The 22,872-nt window shown below is 64.8% G+C and carries 23 protein-coding genes; 5 read left to right on the plus strand and 18 right to left on the minus strand.

What is annotated here, in order from left to right:
* Window positions 1-73 precede the first annotated feature (73 nt).
* From EDE08_RS34320 to EDE08_RS34330, 3 genes are all read right to left on the minus strand, one after another.
* Window positions 74-814 (minus strand): TetR/AcrR family transcriptional regulator, encoded by a 741-nt coding sequence (locus tag EDE08_RS34320; RefSeq protein WP_131873890.1) that lies wholly within the window; start codon window positions 812-814, stop codon window positions 74-76.
* A gap of 128 nt (window positions 815-942) precedes the next feature.
* Window positions 943-1,308, minus strand: coding sequence for a YciI family protein (locus EDE08_RS34325; protein ID WP_131873888.1), 366 nt, complete (start codon window positions 1,306-1,308; stop codon window positions 943-945).
* A 47-nt stretch (window positions 1,309-1,355) separates the two neighbouring features.
* The gene (locus EDE08_RS34330; protein ID WP_131873886.1) at window positions 1,356-1,760 is read right to left on the minus strand and encodes a YciI family protein; all 405 of its coding nucleotides are present in this window, start codon (window positions 1,758-1,760) and stop codon (window positions 1,356-1,358) included.
* 265 nt (window positions 1,761-2,025) lie between these two features.
* On the opposite strand from EDE08_RS34330, the gene EDE08_RS34335 reads away from it, so the two are divergent.
* The 3 genes from EDE08_RS34335 to EDE08_RS34345 all read left to right on the plus strand — a co-directional run bounded on the left by EDE08_RS34335 (window position 2,026) and on the right by EDE08_RS34345 (window position 4,327).
* On the plus strand, window positions 2,026-2,814 hold the full coding sequence (locus tag EDE08_RS34335; RefSeq protein ID WP_131873884.1) for an SDR family NAD(P)-dependent oxidoreductase: 789 nt from the start codon (window positions 2,026-2,028) through the stop codon (window positions 2,812-2,814).
* Between the two features lie 164 nt (window positions 2,815-2,978).
* Entirely contained in the window at window positions 2,979-3,416 is a 438-nt protein-coding gene (locus tag EDE08_RS34340) for a hypothetical protein (RefSeq protein ID WP_131873882.1), read from the plus strand.
* Window positions 3,417-3,979: 563 nt separating this feature from the next.
* On the plus strand, window positions 3,980-4,327 hold the full coding sequence (locus tag EDE08_RS34345; RefSeq protein ID WP_131873880.1) for a hypothetical protein: 348 nt from the start codon (window positions 3,980-3,982) through the stop codon (window positions 4,325-4,327).
* 111 nt (window positions 4,328-4,438) lie between these two features.
* On the opposite strand, the gene EDE08_RS34350 is transcribed toward EDE08_RS34345, so the two are convergent.
* The 4 genes from EDE08_RS34350 to EDE08_RS34370 form a co-directional block, all read right to left on the minus strand.
* The gene (locus EDE08_RS34350) at window positions 4,439-4,852 is read right to left on the minus strand and encodes a VOC family protein (protein WP_028179006.1); all 414 of its coding nucleotides are present in this window, start codon (window positions 4,850-4,852) and stop codon (window positions 4,439-4,441) included.
* A 30-nt stretch (window positions 4,853-4,882) separates the two neighbouring features.
* Window positions 4,883-5,422, minus strand: a complete 540-nt coding sequence (locus EDE08_RS34355; RefSeq protein ID WP_131873878.1) for an SRPBCC family protein — start codon at window positions 5,420-5,422, stop codon at window positions 4,883-4,885.
* 187 nt (window positions 5,423-5,609) lie between these two features.
* Entirely contained in the window at window positions 5,610-6,896 is a 1,287-nt protein-coding gene (locus tag EDE08_RS34365) for an RNA polymerase sigma factor (RefSeq protein ID WP_131873876.1), read from the minus strand.
* Window positions 6,893-7,261, minus strand: a complete 369-nt coding sequence (locus EDE08_RS34370) for a YciI family protein (RefSeq protein WP_131873874.1) — start codon at window positions 7,259-7,261, stop codon at window positions 6,893-6,895. Before EDE08_RS34370 ends, EDE08_RS34365 begins: the two co-directional genes overlap by 4 nt.
* 139 nt (window positions 7,262-7,400) lie before the next feature.
* Here EDE08_RS34370 and EDE08_RS34375 point away from each other — a divergent pair, with 139 nt between their 5' ends.
* The gene (locus EDE08_RS34375; RefSeq protein ID WP_131873872.1) at window positions 7,401-8,366 is read left to right on the plus strand and encodes a 2-hydroxyacid dehydrogenase; all 966 of its coding nucleotides are present in this window, start codon (window positions 7,401-7,403) and stop codon (window positions 8,364-8,366) included.
* A gap of 64 nt (window positions 8,367-8,430) precedes the next feature.
* On the opposite strand, the gene EDE08_RS34380 is transcribed toward EDE08_RS34375, so the two are convergent.
* Entirely contained in the window at window positions 8,431-9,075 is a 645-nt protein-coding gene (locus tag EDE08_RS34380) for a TetR/AcrR family transcriptional regulator (protein ID WP_131873870.1), read from the minus strand.
* A gap of 106 nt (window positions 9,076-9,181) precedes the next feature.
* Here EDE08_RS34380 and EDE08_RS34385 point away from each other — a divergent pair, with 106 nt between their 5' ends.
* A complete protein-coding gene (locus tag EDE08_RS34385) occupies window positions 9,182-9,826 on the plus strand; it encodes a glutathione binding-like protein (RefSeq protein WP_131873868.1) in 645 nt (214 codons plus the stop codon).
* 123 nt (window positions 9,827-9,949) lie between these two features.
* Here the strand turns inward: EDE08_RS34385 and EDE08_RS34390 are convergent, their stop codons facing one another.
* The 10 genes from EDE08_RS34390 to EDE08_RS34435 all read right to left on the minus strand — a co-directional run bounded on the left by EDE08_RS34390 (window position 9,950) and on the right by EDE08_RS34435 (window position 22,735).
* Window positions 9,950-10,717 (minus strand): substrate-binding periplasmic protein, encoded by a 768-nt coding sequence (locus EDE08_RS34390; protein WP_131873866.1) that lies wholly within the window; start codon window positions 10,715-10,717, stop codon window positions 9,950-9,952.
* Window positions 10,718-10,751: 34 nt separating this feature from the next.
* The gene (locus tag EDE08_RS34395) at window positions 10,752-11,030 is read right to left on the minus strand and encodes a c-type cytochrome (protein WP_082822104.1); all 279 of its coding nucleotides are present in this window, start codon (window positions 11,028-11,030) and stop codon (window positions 10,752-10,754) included.
* Between the two features lie 140 nt (window positions 11,031-11,170).
* Window positions 11,171-12,889: a pyrroloquinoline quinone-dependent dehydrogenase gene (locus tag EDE08_RS34400; protein WP_131873864.1), complete on the minus strand. Its 1,719-nt coding sequence runs from the start codon at window positions 12,887-12,889 to the stop codon at window positions 11,171-11,173.
* Between the two features lie 327 nt (window positions 12,890-13,216).
* Window positions 13,217-14,521 (minus strand): TRAP transporter large permease, encoded by a 1,305-nt coding sequence (locus tag EDE08_RS34405; RefSeq protein WP_131873862.1) that lies wholly within the window; start codon window positions 14,519-14,521, stop codon window positions 13,217-13,219.
* A gap of 31 nt (window positions 14,522-14,552) precedes the next feature.
* Complete coding sequence (locus tag EDE08_RS34410) at window positions 14,553-15,146, minus strand: TRAP transporter small permease subunit (RefSeq protein WP_131873860.1); 594 nt, start codon at window positions 15,144-15,146, stop codon at window positions 14,553-14,555.
* 10 nt (window positions 15,147-15,156) lie between these two features.
* Complete coding sequence (locus EDE08_RS34415; RefSeq protein ID WP_131873858.1) at window positions 15,157-16,158, minus strand: TRAP transporter substrate-binding protein; 1,002 nt, start codon at window positions 16,156-16,158, stop codon at window positions 15,157-15,159.
* Window positions 16,159-16,197: 39 nt separating this feature from the next.
* On the minus strand, window positions 16,198-17,856 hold the full coding sequence (locus EDE08_RS34420; protein WP_131873856.1) for a hydantoinase B/oxoprolinase family protein: 1,659 nt from the start codon (window positions 17,854-17,856) through the stop codon (window positions 16,198-16,200).
* Between the two features lie 2 nt (window positions 17,857-17,858).
* On the minus strand, window positions 17,859-19,943 hold the full coding sequence (locus tag EDE08_RS34425; protein WP_131873854.1) for a hydantoinase/oxoprolinase family protein: 2,085 nt from the start codon (window positions 19,941-19,943) through the stop codon (window positions 17,859-17,861).
* A gap of 144 nt (window positions 19,944-20,087) precedes the next feature.
* Entirely contained in the window at window positions 20,088-20,894 is an 807-nt protein-coding gene (locus EDE08_RS34430) for an NAD-dependent protein deacetylase (protein WP_131873852.1), read from the minus strand.
* A gap of 38 nt (window positions 20,895-20,932) precedes the next feature.
* Window positions 20,933-22,735: a cation:proton antiporter domain-containing protein gene (locus tag EDE08_RS34435; RefSeq protein WP_131873850.1), complete on the minus strand. Its 1,803-nt coding sequence runs from the start codon at window positions 22,733-22,735 to the stop codon at window positions 20,933-20,935.
* Window positions 22,736-22,872: the final 137 nt, after the last annotated feature.

Raw genomic sequence — 22,872 nt, forward strand, 5'->3', positions numbered from 1 at the left:
TTACATAGCTAAACCATCCCGCGATTTTGTCAAGCCGAGCGCCTGACAGGCCCGCGGAATTATTTGCGCAACTTTATTTCGCCTTGCCCCAGGGGCCGCCCGGCGGCACGCCCGAACCGGAGGAAGCCTCCGGCGGTACCGGCGGCGGCTCGGCGCCCTTGGCCGGAGGGCGGCGGTCGATCGGGAAGCCGAGGCCGCGCAGATAGATCAGCACCTCGGCCTCCAGCAGCTCGTCCGGCGACATCGGCAATTTGCGACGCGCGGCATCGCCGCGGGAGAACAGCGAGGCCACGCCATGCGCCATCGACCAGATGTGCAGCGCCATCATCATCGCCGGCGGGCGGGGCGTGCCGGGCGGTGTCAGCGCCGCGAGCCGCTCGGCGGCGGCTCGAATGATGTTGAAGGCGCGTTCGCTGGCGGTCTGAAGCGCGGCATTGGCATCGACCGGCACGCCCGATTCGAACATCGCGTTGTAGAAGGCCGGCTCCTCGCGGGCGAAGGCGAGATAGGCCTTGCCGACACGCTCGAAGGCCGTGACCGTGTCGGGGCGCCCGTCGTCCCAAGCCGCGCTCAGGCGCGCCTCGAACTGCTCGAAACCGCGCTGGGCGATCGAGGACAGCAGCTCGTCGCGATCGCGGAAATGCCGATAAGGCGCCGCGGCGCTGACGCCGGCCATGCGCGCGGCATCGGCGAAGGTGAAGCCGGCCGCCCCCTTCTCGGCGATCAGCCCGAGAGCGGCCTGCAACAAGGCTTCCTTCAGATTGCCGTGGTGATAGCCGCGCTCGGCGCGGCGCTGCTCCTTGCGCCAGCTCATGTGAACGACCTTTACATGAGCCGGGCGTGAAGGTCACTAGCGGCGATGAGGCAGGATTAACCCCGTACTTCCACGGCCATGCCGGGCCGGTGCGTCGGCATCGAGCCCGGAACGGACTCGCACCGAAGCTACATCTGCGGAATGGGCAGAATGGGCATCACTTCGATCGCCTCGCCCGGAAAGATCGCAAAATGCGGATGGTTCTCGAACAGTTTGGCAGCTTCCTCCTGCGAGGCGGCGCGTACCACCGTGAAGCCGGTCAGCGCATTGCTGACCTCCGTGACGCCGCTCGCGTCGATCCTGCGGGTCTTGCCGAGCGGGCCGCCGATCTCGACGATGACGGACTTGTGCTTCTCGACCCAGCCGTGCCAGGCAGCCATGCCCTCCTGCTCCCTAGTCTTCCGTTCGGCCTCCGGCAGGGCGCGCCAGGCCGCCATCTTGGCACCGGTGGTGCTGCCGAGATAGACGGCGAGAAATGTATGTTCGGCGCTCATGGATATCTCCTCTGGTTGGTTGATCGGAAAACGGTCGCGGCTGTCGTCTACTTCTTGAGGTCGCCAAACCCGGCCACGACCTCCTGCACTTCAAGCGAATAGTCGGTCACCTCCTGCACCTGCCGAATCTCGATGATTTCGTTGGCCGAGGCCGGGCACTTCTTCGCCCAGGCGATCGCTTCCTCGCGCGAGGCGACCTCGATCATCCAGTAACCGCCCAGCACTTCCTTGGCTTCAGTGAAGGGGCCGTCGGTGACCATGGGCTTGCCGGTCGCAAACGAGACGCGCGCGCCCATCGATGGCGGATGCAGGCCGTCGAGCGTGATCAGCACGCCGGCATCCTTCAGCGCCTCATTGTAGCGCATCATCGCCGCGACACGTTCGGGATCGAGTTGAACGTCCGGCGGTGCGTTCTCGTAGCCGAGCGGGATCATCAGCATCATGAACCGCATGGAACTTCCTCGCTGCTCGCAGTCATTCTGTCTGTCCCGAGGGCGGAAACAGCTGGCCCGCGCTCCCCTCCAAGACGAACGACCTTCTGCCGAGCCGACAGCGGGACAGGAATTATTTGGAGGCGCGCAAGCGCGACTGCGGCAGGGGGCATTCGGAGCCCAATTGGGCTCGATAGGCATGGCGCGGGCCTTTCGTGCCGGAACCAAAGCGAAGTAAAAGGGGCCGGCGCTCGCGCGCCCCTCCCGACACAGGACAGATCAGCCAATGCCGCAAGCCCAGCAAAAAGTCGCCCTCGTCACCGGAGCCGCACGCGGCATCGGGCTTGCGACCGCGAAGAAATTCCTGGCCGAAGGCTGGCGCGTGGCGCTGCTCGACATCGAGGGCGAGTTGCTGAGCCGCGCGGTCGCCGAAATCGGCAAGAGCGAGGCGACGCTGGCGCTGACCTGCGACGTTTCGGACGGAGCTGCCGTGAGCGATGCGATAGCGGCGGTCGAGAGCCGGTTCGGCCGGCTGGATGCCCTCGTCAACAATGCCGGCATCGCGGTGTTCGCACCACTGATGGAGACGTCCGACGCTGACTGGCGCCGCGTGCTCGAGGTCAACCTCACCGGGCCGTTCCTCTGCACCAAGGCGGCGGTGCCCTTGATGCGCGAGGGCCATGGCGGCGCCATCGTCAACATCACCTCGATCTCGGCGGTGCGCGCCTCGACGCTGCGCTCGGCCTACGGCACCAGCAAGGCGGGCCTTGCGCACCTCACCAAGCAGCTCGCGGTCGAACTCGCCTCCCTCAACATCCGTGTCAATGCGGTTGCGCCGGGGCCGGTCGACACCGCGATGGCGAAGCAGGTTCACACCAAGGAAATCCGCGCCGACTATCACGACGCCATTCCGCTCAACCGCTACGGCCTGGAAGAGGAGCTCGCGGAAGCAATCTATTTCCTGTGCTCAGGCCGCGCGAGCTATATCACCGGACAAATTTTGGCCGTTGATGGCGGCTTCGATGCGGCGGGGATCGGCCTGCCAACGCTCCGCGGACAACGACGGAACGGGTAGGATCTCGTAGGGTGGGTTAGCCCTGCGGCTGCGCGAAGCGCGGCCGCGGGGCGTAACCCACCTCTTTTCACGCGGCGAGAAAGATGGTGGGTTACGCCAACGGACTGCGCTTCGCGCAGCCGTCGACTGACCCACCCTACGAAAGCGAGTTGGTGGAGAGCTTCATGCGACGCATCGCCTTCCTCAAAGCCCTGATGCTTGCATCCGCGCTGCTCGGCGTCACGCCCGCGGCGGCCGAGATCCGCATCATCCAGTCGCCGGGTGGACAGGTCGGGCCGTTCCTCGATCTGTTTGAGAAAGTGCGCGAGAGCGGCGAACGCGTCGTGATCGACGGCCCCTGCCTGTCCGCCTGCACGCTGGTGCTGAGCATCGTGCCGGGCGAGCGCATCTGCGTCACCAAGCGCGCGGTGCTGGGCTTCCACGCCGCGCGCTCCGTGGACCGACGCGGGCGCTTCTATGCCGAGCCGGAAGCATCGGTCGCGGTGCTTGCCGCCTATCCCGGCCCGGTGCGCGACTGGATCAGCCGCCGCGGCGGCCTGAGCTCACGGCTGCTGCTGTTGAAGGGGCGCGACCTCGCCGCGATCTATCCGCGATGTCGGTGACGAAGTCGTCGTTCATAGTCTCGCGATCAACCGCGACCGGCACTGACGACCATCGTCGAAAGCCGCGGCACAATGTCGTCAGAGAGCTCGCGATCAAAAGCGCGATGCGATCAGGATGAATCGTTGTCGCGATTTAGGTTGTTGTTTGAGTATGATCTTTCGGAAAACCGCCGCGCACTTTTCCGGATCATGCCTTAGAACAAAGTCTGGACCACCGGCGCGAGCTTCATGCTCACGCAAATGACCATTCCCCAAAGAGCAAAGTTGATCTGCAGCGCCGCCGCCATCGGTCGCTCCCCTTCTAAGTCGCCCCGCCCTGCTTTTTAGATTTTATGAAGCAAAGTTAGCGATTCTGTTGTGCAGATCACAGCCCAATATTGCGCCAATTGTTGTGCGGTGCAGTCGGCTTCACGAAGCGGCCTCACTCCGCGCGCAAAGTGATGTAAAATTCTGATTCGTATTCGGCCATGCCGGCTGGTCCGTTTGCGTTGAGTTCCATTAGATTGACGTGACGCGAAGTGTTCACGCGGATTGCGCGTCGCTTACGCAGCAAAGGCCCCGGCATGATTCGATACAGCTTCATCCTGCTCAGTTTTTGCACAGCGCTGATTGCTTGCGCAGGCGCTTCAGCGCAGGAACGTCGCCCCATCGCGTGGGATGGTCTTGGCAAGGATCCGAACCGTCCTCACGTCGCGAAGCGGCGCGTGGCAAATCCCGTGCCCCCGGCGCCGGATCCCAATCAGGAGCGGGAACGCGTGCTCGGCACCTTGCAGCCCTATTCCCAGGCGTGGTGGGTGGTCCATGACGAAATACAAGCGGAGAACGACAGACGGCTCGGCACCAAGCTCCTGATCTGCCCTCGCTGCGTGGAGTCGTCGCCGAGCGAGAACGTCACCGGATCAATCCGGTGAGAGAACACGGCCGCTCGGTGCGTGACGTAAGGAATCCATGCGTGTCCCCTCTCCCGCAGCATTGGAGAGAGAGGATCGCAACTCAACGGAACGTGGGCGCGGTCGCGCCCGTCACATCCCCTCCGCCGGGCAGTTCACCATCCAGGGAATGCCGAACTTGTCGACGCACATGCCAAAGCCCTTGGCCCAGAATGTCTTGCTGAAGGGCATGGTGACCGAGCCGCCGTCGGCGAGCGCGTTGAACTTGCGCTCGCCGTCTGCGGGATCCTTGACTGTGAGCGAGATCGAAAAGCCCTGCGGCTTGTGAAAGTGCTCGGCCGGCGCGTCGGAGGCCATCAGCACACTGCCGTCGGGCAGCGACATCCGTGCATGCATGATCATCTTCTCGCGGCCGGGAGCGGCCGGCACGTCCGGCGGCGCGTCCGATGACCGCATCATCGCATCGATCTTGCCGCCGAGAACCTTGGCGTAATAGTTGAACGCCGCTTCGCAAGTGTCCTGATAGAACAGATAGGGATTAAGCATCGTCTCGCTCCTCTTCGCTTGCAGTGAGGTTTATTGCTTCTCGGTGAGCCTCTTCAGGCCGGCGAGGCCTGCCTCGAAATCCTTGCCGATCATGTTGTCCATGTTGACGAACACCTGCATGACCTTGGACAGGAATGGGGCCGGACCGTACATCGCCCACGTGACCAGAGTGGCATCGCCTTGCGGCACAAAGGTGAATTCTGCGATGTTGTGCCCTTCGAACGGCCGTTCGAAATCGAGCTTGATGCGGAGCTTGGAGGGCCCGTTCGCCTCCAGGATCTCCATGTGGCCGGCACCGACATTGTTGTTGCCGTCCCAGGCATAGGTCGCACCCTTTCCCGCCGCGGTTCCGCCGAACGTCCGCTTCATGGCGGGATCGCGCTCCTCATAGGGCGACCAGGCGGTCCAGCGATGGAAATCAGCAACCAGCGGATAGATCGCGTCGGCCGGAGCTTTCACGGCGAGACTGCGCTCGACGCGGAACGTGTCGGGCTTGGTCAGGGCGAAGACGAGGATGCCCGCAAGCCCGATGGCTAGCACGACGGCGACGATGGCAATGGCTTTCAGCATCGACAACTCCCGGTGATACGCGCAAAGGACGAACGCGAACGGCGGGATCCGACAATCAACTGAACGTTTTTTGATCGTCATTCCGGGGCGGTCCGAAGGACCGAACTCCGGTGCGCAATCGCGCACCGGAGAATCTCGAGATTCCGGGTCTGGTCCTTCGGACCATCCCGGAATGACGCGTCCCGCGTCACTTCGCCTTCGCGCTTTCCTTTGCCTTCGGCTGGCTGTCCCGGATCAGGCGATCGAGATGCATGCGGATGTGGGCGGCTTCGGCCGACGTATTGGCGAGCGCGATGGCGCGGTCGAAGGCGACGCGGGCCTCGTCGTTGCGGCCGAGTTGCATCAGGAAGGCGCCGCGCACGCCGTAGAAATGGAAATAGTTGGCGAGCTTCGGCGCCAGCGGCTCGATCAGATCGAGCGCGGCCTGCGGCCCGCGCACCTTGGCGACCGCGACCGCGCGATTGAGCGTCACCACCGGTGACGGCTGCACCACTTCCAGAGCGCCATAGAGCAGATCGATCTGCGTCCAGTCGGTCTCCTCCGGCGTCGCTGCCCGCGCATGCAGCGCGGCGATCGCGGCCTGGATCTGATAAGGACCGCTGCGGTGGTGACGCATCGCCTTGTCGATCAGCGCGAGGCCTTCCGCGATCATGGTGCCGTTCCACAGCGAACGATCCTGATCGTCCAGCAGGATCAGCGATCCGTCCTCGGCAAAGCGGGCGGCGCTGCGCGCATGTTGCAGCAGGATCAGCGCCGTCAGGCCCATGATCTCCGGCTCGCTCTGAAACAGCCGCAGCAGCAGCCGCGCCAGCCGGATCGCCTCTTCGCAGAGCGGCTTCCTGATCTCGGCGGCGTCGCCGCTCGCCGAATAACCCTCGTTGAAGATCAGGTAAATCATCGCGGCGACGCCGGCGAGCCGTTCGGAACGCTCGACCGCGCCGGGCGTCTCGAACGGCGTCCCGGCCTCGGCGACCTTCGCCTTGGCGCGCGTGATGCGCTGCTCCATCGCGGCTTCCGAGACCAGGAACGCCCGTGCGATCTGCTTCACCGTGAGGCCCGAGACGATGCGGAGCGCCAGCGCGATCTGCTGCGTCGCCGGCAGCTGGGGATGGCAGCAGATGAACATCAGCCGCAGAATGTCGTCGCGATAGTGCGAGCCGTCGAGCCGCTCGGCCACCGCCCCCTCGGCATCATCGAGATCGGAGATGGCCTGGTCGTCCTCCGGCAGCGGCTGCTGCTTGCGGGCGCGGCGCACCTCGTCGATCGCGGCGTTGCGGCCGACCATGATCAGCCAGGCGGCGGGATCGCGCGGCGGTCCATTCTGCGGCCATGACTTGAGCGCGCGCAGACAGGCGTTCTGAAAGGCCTCCTCGGCGGTGTCGAGATCGCGGAAATAGCGCAGCAGCGCGCCGACAGCCTGGGGTCGCGCCGAGGTCAGCGCAGTCTCGATCCAGGCGGTATCGGCCTCGCTCACGTCAGGTTTCCTCCGGGCCGGAACACCCCGACGGGACGCACCTCGTAGGCGCCGCCCGGATTGGCAGAGCCCAGCTCGCGCGCGACGTCGAGCGCATCGTCGAGATTCTTGCAGTCGACGATGTAGAAGCCGAGCAACTGCTCCTTGGTCTCGGCATAGGGTCCGTCGAGCACCAGAGGCGGGTCCTCCTTGCGCAGGGTCGCCGCCGCGGTCGTCGGCAGCAGTCGCGCCACCGGTCCGAGCCGGCCCTGCCTGGTGAGCTTCTCCTGCACCACGGCGAGCTTCTTCATCACGGCCTCGTCCTGCTCCTTGCTCCAGGAGCCGACGAAATCCTCATCGTGATAGCAAAGAATGGCGTAAAGCATGGGCGACACTTTCCTCGTCTGTTTCAAAGACGCGCCAATATGCCCCGCGCCGACATGGCTGCGGAAAAAATTTGCAAGAAAAATCCGGCAGATCGTGCCAAGGAGGGCCTTCTCAAACGGAACCGACGAGGCACCTCGAATGACCCTGGGTACACTGGCCGTCCTGATCAACAGCACGCAGCAGAACTGGCTGCCAGAGCGCTGGAAGGCCCGGTTCGAAGCGGTCTGCGGCGACCGTCGCGTGGTGCTGCTGCCGGATGCCGGGCTCGATCCGGCGGAGGTGCACTATGCCGCGGTGTGGAAGCCGGTGCCGGGCGATCTCGGCGCGTTCCCCAATCTCCGCGCGATCTTCAATCTCGGCGCCGGCGTCGATGCGCTGATGGCGGACAAGAGCCTGCCCGACGTGCCGCTGGTGCGCGTCGCCGTGCCCGATCTCACCAATCGCATGACCGAGTATGTCGTGCTGCACGTGCTGATGCACCACCGCCAGGAGCTTTACCTCAGGCAATCGCAGCGCGAGAAACGCTGGGAGCCGAAATATCAATGGCCGGCGAGCGCGATCACCGTCGGCGTCATGGGATTGGGCACGCTGGGAGCCGATGCGGCCGATGTGCTGCGGCGGCTCGGCTTCCGCGTCGCCGGCTGGAGCCGCAGCCCGCGGACGATCGACGGTGTCGCGTGCTTCCACGGTACCGCGCAGATCGATGCCTTCCTGCGCACGACCGACATCCTGGTCTGCCTGCTGCCGCTGACGCCTGACACAAACGGCATCCTCAACCGCGACGTCTTCACAAAGCTCAACCGCAACAGCCCGCTCGGCGCGCCCGTGCTGATCAATGCCGGCCGCGGCGGCCTTCAGAACGAAGCCGATATCCTGGCCTGCCTCGACGACGGCACGCTGGGCGCCGCCTCGCTCGATGTCTTCGTGCAGGAGCCGCAGCCGGCGGACAGCCGCTTCTGGACCCACCCCAAGGTGGTGTTGACGCCGCACAACGCGGCCGACACCGACGCGGACGCGATCTCGGCCTATGTCGCCGAGCAGATCGGACGGTTCGAGGCCGGCGGAGCGCTGGAGAATGTGGTGGATCGGGCAAGGGGCTACTAAGCCCCTGGATTTCGCCAGCGCTGGCGCTTCAGGCTCGGCATCTCCGCCTGCCCGCGACGGCAGCCTACGCTTTCGCGCCGACCATCATATCGATCGCGCCCTTCACGATCGCCTCCAGCTCCTTACGCGGAACGCGGGCGCGCGAACGGACGGCGATGGAGTGCACGGTAGCTGATGCGATCTGCGCCATCACGGCCGGATCGGCGCTCTCCGGCAACTCGCCCTTCTCCTTGGCACGGCGGAAGCAGCCGGCAAAAGCCTTGTCGAGCTCGGTGAGTCCGTCGAGCACCATGGCGCGGATCTCGGGATCGCTCACCGCCTCGGACGCCGCCGTCACCACCGTGAAACAGCCACGAGGGCCGGTCTCGCCGGAGAGATAGATGTTCAGCGCGGAGGCGAAGATTCGCTCCAGGCGTTGGCGCAGCGGCATTTCCTCGCGAAAGATCGCGGCCATGGAGGCCCGCGCTTCCTCACGGTAGCGCTGGTAGCTCTTGATGTAGAGCTCGCGCTTGTCGCCGAAGGCGCCGTAGAGGCTCGGGCGATTCATGCCGGTGGCCTCGCTGAGATCGTCGAGCGAGGTCGCGGCAAAGCCCTGCCTGCGGAACAGATCGAGCGCCTTGCCGAGCGCGATATCGGGCTCGTAGGCGCGGGGACGGCCGCGGCGCTTGGGCTGATTGGCACCTGCGGGCGGCTTTGGTTTTTGTACCATTTCGCAAATTAATCCTTGACCGCATCCATATTATGCAAGATGGTACAAAAATCAATCTGGCCAGGTTGAGCAACACGCAAAGAGAAATTGCCCAAGGAGGCTACAGATGGATCTCTATTTCTCGCCGCTCGCCTGCTCGATGGCGACACGCATCGCGCTCTACGAAGCCGGCGCCGACGCGAACTATCTCGAAGTCGATCCGCCGACCAAGACAGTGCTGAGCGACGGCTCCGACTTCCGGGCCGTCAATCCGATCGGCCTGGTGCCGACGCTACGCACCGATGAGGGCGTGGTGCTGACCGAGAACGCCGCGATCCTGCAATATGTCGCCGACCGCTTTCCGCAATCCGGCCTCGGTGCCGCCGCCGGCATCGAGCGCACCCGGCTGCATCAATGGCTCTGCTTCGTGGGCACCGAGCTGCACAAGGGCCTGTTCCTTCCCCTGCTCGACCGCAAGGCGCCGCAGGAAACCAAAGCCTACGCGCTGGAAAAGAACCTGTCGCGGCTCAACTATCTCGACAACCATCTGAAGGGCCGCGATTTCCTGCTCGACCATTTCAGCGTGGCGGATGCCTATCTCGTCACGATCATCAACTGGACCATGGCGACGCCGCCGATCGAGCTAGCGAAATGGCCGAACGTGAAGGCCTACTACGAACGCCTGCGCCAGCGCCCGTCGATCGCCAGGGCGATCGCGGAGGAGTTCGAGTTGTACAAGGCCGAGCTCGCGCGGAAGAAGGCCGCGGCGTAACGGAAGCAGCCAAGACGGGAATCCGGAGTCGCCGTTTCCGACTTCATCGGAGCGGAAATGGCTGGAAGACAAGCGACGCCGTCCCGGCTCGCCCGGGCGGCGTCGTGCGTTGCATGTAATCGGCTATCTCGGCGCCTGCAGCACAATCCCATAGCGGCGGTAGATCCGATCGATCGTGCCGTCGCTTCGCAGCCGGTCCAGGACCCGGTCGATGGCCTCGCGCAACGCATCGTCCGGGCGGATCATGCCGACGGCGACATTCCAGTTGAGATCGGCGATGCTCTCATCACGATCCAGGATCCGGAGCGGATTGTCCGGATGCGTCAGATTGAAATAGCCGGCCGCGGTGGGCGTCACCGCGGCCGCATCGATCTCGCGGTTCGACACGGCCTCCAGGCTGTCGCTCTCGAAGCCGAACGTCGACAGGGGCACGCGCCGCTGGCCGATGATCATGGCGGCGATCGATCCGACCTGCACTCCCACCTTGGTCCTTTCGTTGAGACTCTTGAACGAGGTGAGCGGGCTGGATGACGGCACCGCGAGCGCGACGCCCGTGCGATAATATGGTTTCGAAATCCTCAAACGTGTTTCGCCCTGCGCGTCGCGGTCGGCAATGACGTCCAGAAGAATGTCACAGCCGGCGCTGCGCATCTGGTACTGCGTGATGATCCAGTCGAGCCTCAGCGCCACACCGAGTTCGCGGGCCAGCACCTGTCCCAGCTCGACCTGAAAGCCGGGCGGCTCGCCGGTCTTGCGGGCAAAGGGAAGCGAGTTGGGATGCGCGCACAGCCCGATCACACCGCTCGCGCGGATCGCGTCCAGGGCTCGCGCCTGTGCCGGTCCCGGCAGCCCGATGGCGGCAGCGACGATGACCGGTACGATCGCCTTCATTGCACACCCTCATCTGGACGCATCGCGGTCTGGTTCAGCCTTCGCGTGGTTTCAAGGCGCGGATGTATTTGACGATCAGGTCGATCTGCGCGTCGGTGAAAGCGCCATCGAATGCCGGCATCGCGCCTTGCTTGCCGAGCTTGATGCGACTGCGAATGAAGTCGTCGTCGCGCGGCGAATTCATCAGTTGCGGCCCCTTGCCGGCAGCCCGGCCGCCGTCGGAGTGACAAAACCCGCAAGTCCCCGCGAACACCTGCTCGACCTCGAACGGCGCATTCTCGGGCGCAGGCGCCGCGGATTGTGCTTGAGCCATTGCAGCGCACAGCAACGAGGCGCCCACCGGAACTGTTCTCAAATGCAGCTTCAACGCGTCCACTCCATTCCTGAAGCAGGTGGCCGTTGTTCACGGCAAGGAGCGGGCTTGCACCCGCTCCTGCAGATCGTTTGCGGCAACTATTTCAGGCTGAAGACGACGAGCGCGCCGTCGTCACGTGGCATGCTCTTGTAGACGCCGCCGAAGTTCGGCGCATATTCGTCAGCCAGCATGCCGCCGAAGCCCGCGGTCACGGCGATATATTGCTTGCCGCCGACGGAGTAGCTGACGATGCCGCCCTGATGACCGGTGCCGTTGTTGTGCTTCCACAGCTCGGCTCCGGTTTCGGCATCATAGGCGTGAAGGACGCCGCGGGAGTCCGGCACGAAGACCAGATTGCCCGCCGTCGACAGCACGCTTCCAAGCGGCGGCTCGGGATAGCGGACCTCCCATTTCTTCGCTCCCGTTATGGGATCGCGCGCGTCGAGATGGCCATAGATCTCACCGCCGGGAGGAGGCGCCATCTTGAAATCGGCGCCGATGTTGAGCTGGACCTGCGGCGTCGTGATCGGTGTCGTCTTCTGGATGTCCAGCGTCATGCACCATTCCTGGCCGATCTTGTAGTAGAGGCCGGTCTTCGGGCTGTATGAGCCGGCGTTCCAGCTGATGCCGCCGCCGATGAACGGACACAGAGGCGGTTCTGTGACTTTCCCGACCGAGAAATCGCGGCGGCCGATCAGCGCGCCGGTCTTGGGGTCGATATCCTTGACGAAGTTGATGTTCTCGACCAGCCGCCAGACGTTCTTCACCTTGAGATTGCGGTCGTAGACGAAGACAAAACCACCCTTGTTCGGATGGACCACGTATTTCTGACCGTCGCGCTCGAGCATCACGAACTCGCCGACGGAGCTGTCAAAGTCCCAGGCGTCGTGCGGCAGCTCCTGATGATAGAATTTGAGCTTGCCGGTATCGATATCGAGGCCGATCACCGAACTCGTATAGAGATTGTCGCCGGGACGCGCACCTTGCGTCTTGTAGTCGGCGCCCGACCAGTCGTAGAGCGGCGCAGGGTTCGCGGTGCCCCACAGGATGGTGTTGGTCTCGGAATCGTAGGTGCCCGGCATCCAGCCGCCGCCGCCGCCGGTGCGCCAGGACTCGTTGCCCCAGGTCTTCATGGCCTCTTCGGTGCCCGCGACCGTCAGGAACTCCCACTTCTTCTTTCCCGTCGTGGCATCGAGGGCGAAGATCGGGCCGCGGCCCGGCCATTCGCCACCTTGCGCGCCGATGATCACGCTCCCCTTCGCGTAAAGCGGCGCGCCGGTAAAGCCGACCGTGAGCTTCTGCGAGTCGATCAGCTTGGTCTCCCAGAGGACCTTTCCCGTCTTCGCATCCAGCCCGAAGACACGTCCATCCATCGTGCCGACGAAGACCTTGCCTTCACCGAGAGCTACGCCGCGGTTGTAGGGAGAGTGGGTCTGCCGGCTGATGAGCACCTCGTCCAATTCCGGAAAGAACGACCAGATGACCTCGCCGGTCGCGCCATTCAGCGCAAAGACCCGGCTGTAAGAGCCCGAATAATAAAGCACCCCGTCAGCCACGAGTGGCATGGACTGCAGACCGCGCGTCGATCGCCCGGGGATGTGCATCCAGGCCACGCCCAGATTGGCGACGTTGTTCGTGTTGATCTGCGCGATCGGGCTGTAGTGGTGGGACTTGTACGAGCCGTGATAGGTGAGCCAGTCGTTCTGGCCGGCGGCCTCGATGCGGGCCGTATCCACGGCCTGGGCCGACGCCGCCGATGCTGCAAGTGTCGCAACGACGACGGCAGGCAAGGCCGAGCTGAGCCACTGCTTTCTCATTTGCACTTCCTCCCGCTCTTGTGTTTGTTGATTGCGTTTCGTGAGCGCGGCCGCGAGGGGGCATTTGCAGTTCAGTACGCGTCGATCGTCCTCCATCGGACCGAGTCGCCAACAGACATCCCCTCTCTCGGCGGATAGCGCCGAAGGAGCCACGTTCACGGGTGTGATTGCTGTTGTACTTCTGCTTGCCGCTGCAGCTTACGACGGATCACAGGACGTGCAAACACGGAACGCGCGCAGGAGACGACTTTGACGCACGGAGCGAATTGAAACGGCAGCGGCACTGACCGTTTCGACCTCGATCGGCCAAACCCGGAGCGAAGTGGCTTATCCGTAAAGCACTTTCGGCAGGATCGTGACGATGCCCGGCCACAGCGTCAGCAGAAGCACGAAGCCGATCATGATCATGAGGTACGGCATCGTCACGCGGGCGATGTAGCCGAGACCGTCGTCGGTCAGCCCCTGGATCACGAACAGGTTGAAGCCGACGGGCGGCGTGATCTGCGCCATCTCGACGGCGAGCACGAGGAAGACGCCGAACCAGACCTCGTCGAAGCCGGCACCCTTGATGATCGGCAGCACGATCGGCAGTGTCATCACGATCATCGAGAAGCCGTCGAGAAAGCACCCGAGAACGAGATAGAAGACGATCAGCGTCACGATCAGCATGAACGGCGACAGGCCGAGCCCCTTGACGAAGGCGGCCACCGCCTGCGGGATGCCGAGGAAGGCTGCGGCATTGCCGAGGATCGAAGCGCCGAGCACGATCAGCGCGATCATCGAGCAGGTGATGACCGAGCCGACCAGCACGTCGCGCATCACCTGTTGCGACATCGCACCTTGCGCCCAGGCAACCAGCGCCGCGCCGAGCACGCCGACGGCGGCGGCCTCCGACGGCGTCGCGAGGCCGCCATACATCGAGCCGAGCACGCAGGCGATCAGGAACAGCGCCGGGGCGAGATCCTTCAGAGCGGCGAAGCGTTCGCTCCACGGCACCTGCGAGAGCTTGGCTTCCGTTTCCGGCACCATGCCCGGATTGAGGCTCGTATGCAGCATCACCCAGGCCATGAAGGTGGCGGCCAGCAGGAATCCCGGCAGCACGCCGGCCGTGAACAGCTTCAGGATCGAGACATCGCCGAGCACGCCATAGATGATCATGATATTGGAGGGCGGGAGCAGGAACCCGAGCGTGCCGGCGCCGGCGAGCGAGCCGATCGCGATGTCGCGCGAATAGCCGCGGCGCAACAGCTCGTTGAGCGACATGCGGCCGATCACCTGTGTGGTCGCGGCCGACGAGCCCGAGATCGCCGCGAAGATGGTGCAGCCGATCACGTTCACATGCAGCAGGCGGCCGGGCAGCAAACCGGCCCAGGGCGCCAGTCCCTGGAACAGCGAGCGCGACAGGCGGGTGCGAAACAAGAGCTCGCCCATCAGGATGAACAGCGGCAGCGCAAGCAGCTCCTGCGTGGTCAGGATGTTCCAGGCGTATTGGGGCAGCAGCTTGTCGAGCGGGATCGAGCGGAACATCGCGAGCAGCAGCGTCGCGGTGAGCGCAAGCGTCAGGCCGATCCAGACGCCGCAGGCCAGCAGCGCAAACAAGATCGCGAACAGGGCGACGACTTCGATGGTCATGCGATCTTGGATCCGGGAGGGAGCAAAGCGGTCATTCGACGGGCGAGGCCTTCATGCGATGATCCTCCAGCGGCAGGCCTAGCGCAGCCTGGATCGCGCGTGCCAGAAACTGTAGCGTGAGCAGCAGCATGCCGAAGGTGACGACGGCTTCCGGAAACCACAGCGGCGTGTCGCTCGAGGTGGAGACCTGGCCGCGCACGAACGCGGCCCAGGCGAATTTCGCCATGGCCGAGGTCAGGAACGCCATGAAGGCGAAGCCGGCCGCCGCCGAGAGAATCTCGAGCGCGCGCTGCACCGGCACTGGTGCGTTCTTCAGGAGCAGCACGACGCGGATATGGCTGCCGACACGTAGCGTCATGGCGGCGCCGAAAGTGAAGGACGCCGCCATCAGATATGAAGAGTATTCCCACGCGATCGAGATGCTGGGCGGGAAGAACGGCAGGAAGTTCGACAGGAAGCGGGTTGCGACCTCGCACAGCATCAGCAGCGTCAGCATCAAGAGACAGAAGCCGCCGATCCAGCCGTCGAGCCGGCCGAGGCGATCGATGCCGTCGAGCAGGATGCGCAGCGGCGCCGGCGCCGCTGCATTCAGGCTCTGCGGAGCTTCGGGCGAGATGCTCACCACGACATCATCCTCAGCCGCGCTTCATTTCGGCGAGATAGGCCTTTACCGGCTTGTCGGCCGCCGGCACGCGCTTGAGGAAGGCATCGAGCTGCGGCGCAGTCTTGGCCCGGATCTCCGTCATCATGGCTTGCGAGACCGGCACCACCTCCATGCCGCCTTCCTTCAGTCGGTTAAGGCTGTCGACGTCGGCCTTGAGCGAGTTGGCCCAGAAGCCAGGCTCCATCTTCGTCGCGATATCCGCAACCAGCTTCTGTTGATCGGCGGAGAGAGCCTTCCAGGAATCGAGATTGACGGTGAGCATCTGCGACGACCAGACGTGGTTGGTCGGGTAGACGTATTTCAGGAATTCCCAGAACTTTCCGTCGACGCCCGACACCGACGAGGTGGAGACGCCGGCCACCGCGCCGGAAGCGAGCGCGGGAATCGTCTCGCCCCAGGGGATCATCACGGCCGCCATGCCGATCGCATTGAGCATCTCGACCGCGTTCTTGTCGGGCACGCGGATCTTGATGTTCTTCAGGCCTTCGACGTCGGCGACCTTCGCCTTCAGATGCAGATACTGCGTCGGCCACGGCACGATGTAGAGGATCTTCTGGTTGTTGCGCGCCGCAATCTTCTCGTATTCGGGCCGCACGTATTTGTGCAGCACCTTCAACTCTTCCACCGAGCCGCAGAGGAAGGGAATGCTCTCGACGCCCATGAACGGCTCGTCGCCGACCTGCTGGATGTTGAGGACGTCGGCGAGCGGAACCAGACCGTCGCGCACGGCGCGCAAGTGCTCGGGGCCCTTGAAGCCGAGCTGACCACCCGCCTTCACGGTGATGTTGACCGTGCCGCCGCTCTGCTTCTTCACCTCCTCGGCGAAGGCAAAGGCGTTCTGGGTGTGGAAATTGCCGTCAGGCCACACCGTCGACATGTCCCAGCTTACCGTCGCCGCCCGCGCACGGGTGGAGATGTGGCCGGCGGCGAGCAGCGTCGCTGCGCCCGTGGTGAAGTTCCGTCGCGTGATCATTACACCCCTCCGTTTGCTACGCGCACGACGCCCGAGGCGTCACCGCGAGTACCCATAAACTGCGACCGCCTTGTCGACGGACACGAGCCCGCTTTCGACGTCGTCATTGACTGCCGCGCGCCTGCGCTTGGCGGGATCGCCGATGCCGGCGCCACCCGGTGTCAGCACCACCAACCGGTCGTCCGGCGGCACCTGCTGAAAGCCTTTCCCTCGCAGCTTCTTGCCGGACTTGAGACCGACATAGCCGGCTTCGCCGTCCCGACCGCCGTCGCGGCCGCGCGGCGGATGATCGATGCGGTCGAACGCCGCGAGAATGTCGAACGGCGCATCGACGCCACTGCCGACCTCGATGATCTGACCGAGACCGCCGCGGGTGCGCCCCGCTCCGCCCGAATCCGGACGCAGCTCCTTGCGCCAGAAGATCAGCGGCGTCTGCGTCTCCGCGATCTCGACCGGCGTGCCGCGCACGCCGCTTGGGTAAGCGGTGGCCGACAGGCCGTCCTTGCCGAAGCGCGCGCCTGTGCCGCCATTGGACGTCACCGCCATGGAGAACCCGTAATTGCCGCCGACGCCGGAGCGGGTTTGCCCACGCACATTCAGATTCCACAGACACGAGGTACCTTCCGCAGGCACGCGCTCGGGGATGATCTGGCGCAGGCAGCCGAACACCACGTCGGGCAGCATCTGGCCGATGATGTGGCGCGAGGCGACCGGCGCCGGCTTCGGCGCATTGAGAATCGCGCCCGCCGGCGCCGACACCGTCAGCGGCGAGAGCGAGCCGGCATTGTTCGGGATCTGCGAGGCGACGACGCAGCCGAGGCCGAACACGGTGTAGGCGGTGGTGTAGGACAAGGGCACGTTGATGCCGAACTTCGAGGCGGCGGAGGTGCCGTCGAAATCCACGTGGATGCCTTGGTCCGAGATCGTCAGGGTCGCAGCCAGCGTCACCGGCGCGTCATAGCCGTCGACCACCATGGTATTGCGCCAGCTGCCCTTCGGCAGCTTGGCGATCTCGGCAAGCACGGCCTCGCGCGAGCGGTCGCAGATGTAATCGCCGAGCTCGTCCAGCGTGTCGATGCCGAACTCGGTCATCATCTCGACCAGGCGCTCGCAGCCGACGTCGTTGCAGCCGGCGAGCGAATAGGTGTCGCCCTCGGTGTCGATCGGCAGCCGCGTATTGGTGCGGATCATCGCCATCAGCGTCTCGTTGACGACGCCCTGGTCGATCAGCTTCAGCATGGGGATGTAGAGCCCTTCCATGAACACGTCGGTGGCGTCGGGCCCGAAGCCGATGCCGCCGATATCCATGAGATGGCTGGTGCAGGAGAACAGCGCCACCGGCTTGCCGTCCTTGAAGCACGGCGTGGTGACGACGAAGTCGTTGAGATGGCCGGTGCCCATCCAGGGGTCGTTGGTGATGTAGGCGTCGCCTTCCTTCATCGTCTCGATCGGGAAGTGAGCGATGAAATGCTTGACCGATTCCGCCATCGAGTTGACGTGGCCGGGCGTGCCGGTCACCGCCTGCGCCAGCATGCGCCCCTCGAGGTCGAACACGCCGGCGGAGAGGTCGCCGCATTCGCGCACGATCGGGCTGAACGCGGTACGGAGCAGCACCTGCGCCTGCTCCTCGACCACGGCGATCAGCCGGTGCCACATGATCTGAAGGTCGATCAGGCTCGCGCCATTTGCCTTGCTCATGATCAGGCCGCCTTCCGTTCCATGACGATGCTGCCGGCACCGTCTATGTGGGCATCAAAACTGTTGGAGACGAAGGTCGAGGTTTCGTCCTCCGCGATCACGGCGGGACCCGCAATCGTCGCGCCCGGCGCCATGTCCTCGCGGCGATAGAGCGGGATCTCGATTGCTTCGCCCGCACGGCCGTCGAAGAACTTGCGGCTGCCGGACGCCTTGGCCGCAGGCATGCGTGCGACGGAAGCGACGGTGGGCGGATTGCGCGCCTCGGTGGTGGCGAGCACCGACCAGCTCAACACCTCGATGGCAGCCCCCGGGATCGGCCGTTCGAACATCGCGGAATAATCCGCCTCGAACTTCTGGCGCAGACCGGCGAGATCGGCGGCCGCCAGCCGCCGGTTCGGCAGCTCGACCGATATCTCGTGGCCCTGGCCGACATAGCGCATGAAGGCGGCGCGGCGCTCCCGCACCGGCGCACCGGCTGCGCCGGGCTCCACCAGCGCACGCGCTTCGGTCACCATCTCCTGCAAGAGGTCAGAGACGGCCTCGGTGTCGAAGTCATCGAGCCGGACATGACGGCTGCGCACCAGTTCATAGGCGATGGGCGCCGCCAGGAAGCCGACGGCCGAGCCGACACCGGCATTCGACGGCACGATCACGCGCGAGACGCCGATCTTCTCGGCGACGCGGGCCGCATGCAGCGGCGCGGCACCGCCGAAAGCGATCAGCGTGTGCTGGCCGATAATCTCGCCGCGCTCGACGGCATGCACGCGCGCCGCGCTCGCCATGTTCTCGCAGACGACCTCGTGGACAGCATAGGCCGCGGTTTCCGCGGACAGGCCAAGCGGCTCGCCGACGTCCCGCAGCAGCGCCTGTTTCGAAAGCTCCGGGTCGAGCTTGATCGTGCCGGCCGCAAACGCATCTGGATCGATCATGCCGAGTGCGACGTCCGCATCCGTCACGGCCGGGCGCTGACCGCCGCGGCCATAGCAGGCGGGCCCCGGCTCCGAGGAGGCGCTCTCGGGACCGACGGTGACGCGCTTCATCGCGTCGACATGCGCGATCGAACCACCGCCGGCGCCGATCTCGACCATCTCGATGACGGGAATGCGCACCGGCAGGCCGGAGCCCTTGAGGAAGCGCGCGGCGCGATCGACCTCGAACACGCGCGAGGTCTCGGGCTGGTACTTTTCGATCAGACAGATTTTCGCGGTGGTGCCGCCCATGTCGAAGGAGAGCACCTTGCTCTCGCCGAGACGCGCCGCGATCTGGGCCGCGAAGATCGCGCCGCCGGCGGGACCGGATTCGACGAGACGCACCGGGAAGCGTCGCGCCGTCTCGATCGAGGTGACGCCGCCGCCAGAGGTGACGAGGTAGATGGCGCCGCGAAACTGCTCGACCTGCAAGGCATCGGCCATGCGAGCGAGATAGCCGTCGATCAGCGGTTGCACATAGGCATTCGCAACCGCCGTCGAGGTGCGCTCATATTCACGGATCTCCGGACACACGGCCGAGGAAACCGTCACCGAGATGCCGGGTATCTCTTCACCGATGATCGCGGCCGCGCGGCGCTCGTGCTCGGGATTGGCATAGGAATGCAGGAAGGCGATCGCGACGCTCTCGACGCCGAGCTCGCGCAATTTCGGCGCGAGCGCGCGCACAGAGGCTTCGTCCAGCGGGAGACGAACGGCGCCGTGCGCGTCGATGCGCTCGGGCACGGTGAAGCGGAGGGAGCGGGGCGCCAGCGGCTTCGGCTTGTCGATGCCGAGATCATACTGGTCGTAGCGGCTCTCGGTGCCGATGTCGAGCACGTCGCGAAAGCCTTCGGTCGCGATCAGGGCCGTCTTGGCGCCGCGGCGCTCGATGATGGCGTTGGTTGCGAGCGTCGTGCCGTGAATGAAGACATCGATGTCGCTGATATGGGCACGCGCGTCCGTGAGAATGAGACGCATGCCGTCGAGCACGGCCTGCTCGGGCCGCTGCGGCGTCGTCAGCACCTTGCGGGTTTTGCGATCCTGCCCCACGTCCAGCACGATGTCGGTGAACGTGCCACCGATATCGACGGCAAGCCGTACCTCGGCTCCCTCATGCATTCCAATTTCTCCGTGCTGATCGTCAAAGACTGGGTCCAAAAGCGCAGCAATTCCCGTGCCATGAGGCATGCCTGCAGCGCTGTGCCCGGCTATTTTGCGCGGCACCTATGCAATAGGCAAGGCGCGTGTTCGCCGCCGGCGCAATCAGAGCAGGAATGCAAGCGCCGTCTCGCAGCGCTCCTCGACCTTCAGCGTGAGGAAATCGTCGGCGCGGGTGCGTCCGAGATTAACGGCGGCGATCGGAATGTTGCGCTGCGCAGCCGCCTGCACGAAACGGAAGCCGGAATAGACCATCAACGACGAACCGACGACAAGCATGGCATCGGCCTGCTCCAGGTGATCCTTCGCCGTCGCCACCACATCGCGCGGCACGTTCTCGCCGAAGAACACGACGTCGGGCTTGAGGATGCCGCCGCAGGCTTCGCATGAGGGCACCTCGAAGGAGGAAAAATCCTCGTGCTCCAGATCGGCATCGCCGTCGGGCGCATCGGCGGCATCGAGCGTCAGCCACTGCGCATTGGCGCGGCCAAGATCGTGCTGAAACTCCTCGCGCGGCATCTTCGCCCCGCAGCCCATGCAGCGGACCAGATCGAGCCGGCCGTGCAGGTCGATCACCTGCCGATGGCCCGCCGACTGATGCAGCCGATCGACGTTCTGGGTCAGCAGCATCCCGCACCGCCCGTTCGCCTCGAGCCGGGCCAGCGCATGATGCGCATCGTTCGGCCGCGCCTGGCCGAACCGCCGCCATCCGATCAGGCTGCGCGCCCAATAGCGCCGGCGCGTATGCTCGTCCGACATGAAGGCCTGGAAATTGACCGGCTGGGTCCGCTTCCAGTTGCCCTGACTGTCGCGGTAGTCGGGAATGCCGGAATTGGTGCTGCAGCCGGCACCGGTCAGCACGAACAGACGTTCGTGCCGGCCGACGAAATCCTGGAGCGGAGGGTTTGACATGGCACCAGATGTAGGTCGCGAGGCCGGTCTTTGCCAGATCACTGTCGGCGGGACGGACGCCCTGCGATGGACGATGGCTGAGATTTCTCCTGGTCTGCCGTGTGGGCGGCTTGCTGCAACGTCCGCCGAAACTCATCGCGCTTTTCGTGCACCGAGGCTATCGCATGCCCGACCGCGACTCCGAGGCCGACCAGCGCGGCTTCTGAAAGCTGCAGGCTCGCCTCGATGGTTTCCGGCACCGCGTCGGTGGCGCCGATTGCATAGAGGTGACGGGCATGATCAGCGTCGCGCGCACGTGAGACGATCAACACATCCGGCCGCGCCGAACGGATCCGCTCGACGACGGCATCGATCGCCGTTCGCGATTGAATCGTAATGATCACGCCGGTCGTCTGCATCAGGCCGCAAGCTTCGAGAAAGCCCGGCTCTGTTACGTCGCCAAAGAAGACCTTATGGCCGTCGCGGCGGTCGCGCGCCACGGCGATCGGATCGTGATCGACCGCGATGTAGTCTACGCCATGGGAGGTAAGCAGCGAGCAGACCACTTTTCCAACACGGCCGTAGCCGACCACGATCGCCTGTGTTCGGTCACTTGGCGGGTGAATCGTCAGTTCGGGATCGAGGATGCGCTCGTCAGCCAGCTTGGCGGCAAGTCGTCGTCCGAGCGCGCCCAAGGGCGGCGTCAGCGCCATCGTCACGGCGGTGATGGCGACGACGAAGCTCGACACGCGAGCCTCGATCAGGCCTGCGGCGGCCGCCATGCCGATGCTGACGAATGCGAACTCGCCCACGGGCCCCAGCAGGAAGCCGATCTCGATCGCCGCCGGCCATGAGAGCCTGAACAGGCGGCCCAGAATGATGAGCACGATCGCCTTGCCGACGAGAATGCCGATAACGGCAGCCAGCAGCCAACCGGGCTCGCGCATGAACACGCGGAAATCGATGGCCATGCCAACGGTGAAGAAGAAGATGCCGAGCAGCAGGCCCTTGAACGGCTCGACGGTGGCCTCGATGGCTTTTCCATACTCCGTTTCCGCCAGCATCAGTCCCGCAACGAATGCTCCGAGCGCCATCGACAGCCCGGCTTGGTGTGCGGCAAGCCCCGCGCCGACGATGACGAACAAGGTCGCCGCGACAAACAACTCCGTCGAATGGGTTCCCGCAACCATCTGGAACAGCGGACGCATCAGCAGCCGTCCGATCAGAATGAGAAAAGCGACCGCCACGACCGCCTTCAGGATCGCACTGGAGATGTGCGTGACGACCGAACCACCGCCGCCTGCACCGAGCACCGAGACGAACACGAGAATGGGGACCACGGCGAGGTCCTGGGCCAGCAAGACCGAGAAGCTGGCGCGCCCGGCTGTGGTCGCAAGTCGCCTCTCGGCGGAGAGAAGCTCGAGTACGATCGCCGTCGAGGACAGCGCAAGGCTCGCGCCAATGATAACGGAAGTATCGGAACTCTGCCCGCAGAGGAGCGCCGCGCCAAATATCATGGCGGACGTCGCCAGCACCTGCAGGCCGCCAAGCCCGAACACCAGCCGCCGCATCGTGACGAGCCGCCGGAAAGACAGCTCGAGCCCGATGAGGAATAGCAGGAAGACGATGCCGAGATTGGCGATGCCTTCGACATTCTGCGCGTCCGTCACCGTGAACCAGTACAGGAACGGGAGATTCTGAACGAGCGAACCAAGCCCGAGCGGACCGAGAATGGCGCCGGCGCCGAGATAGCCCAGCACGGGGTTGATGCCCCAGCGGCGCACGATCGGCACCACCACGCCGGCGGTGCCGAGAACCACGAGCGCGTCGCTATAGGCATTGATGCTGATGGTTGTGGTCACGAGCCCGTCTTGTGTCGGCGCTTGCCAATAGCGGCAGCGTCGTCCACGGTCGATAGCACACGGCGCCGCAGCCCCCAACCCATCCTGATTTCTCCGCGGGCACTGGCGGCCGCCGATGCGCGTGGTCCAAAGCTGAC

The organism is Bradyrhizobium sp. R2.2-H (genome assembly GCF_004346455.1).
GTDB classification, from domain to species: Bacteria; Pseudomonadota; Alphaproteobacteria; order Rhizobiales; family Xanthobacteraceae; genus Bradyrhizobium; species Bradyrhizobium diversitatis.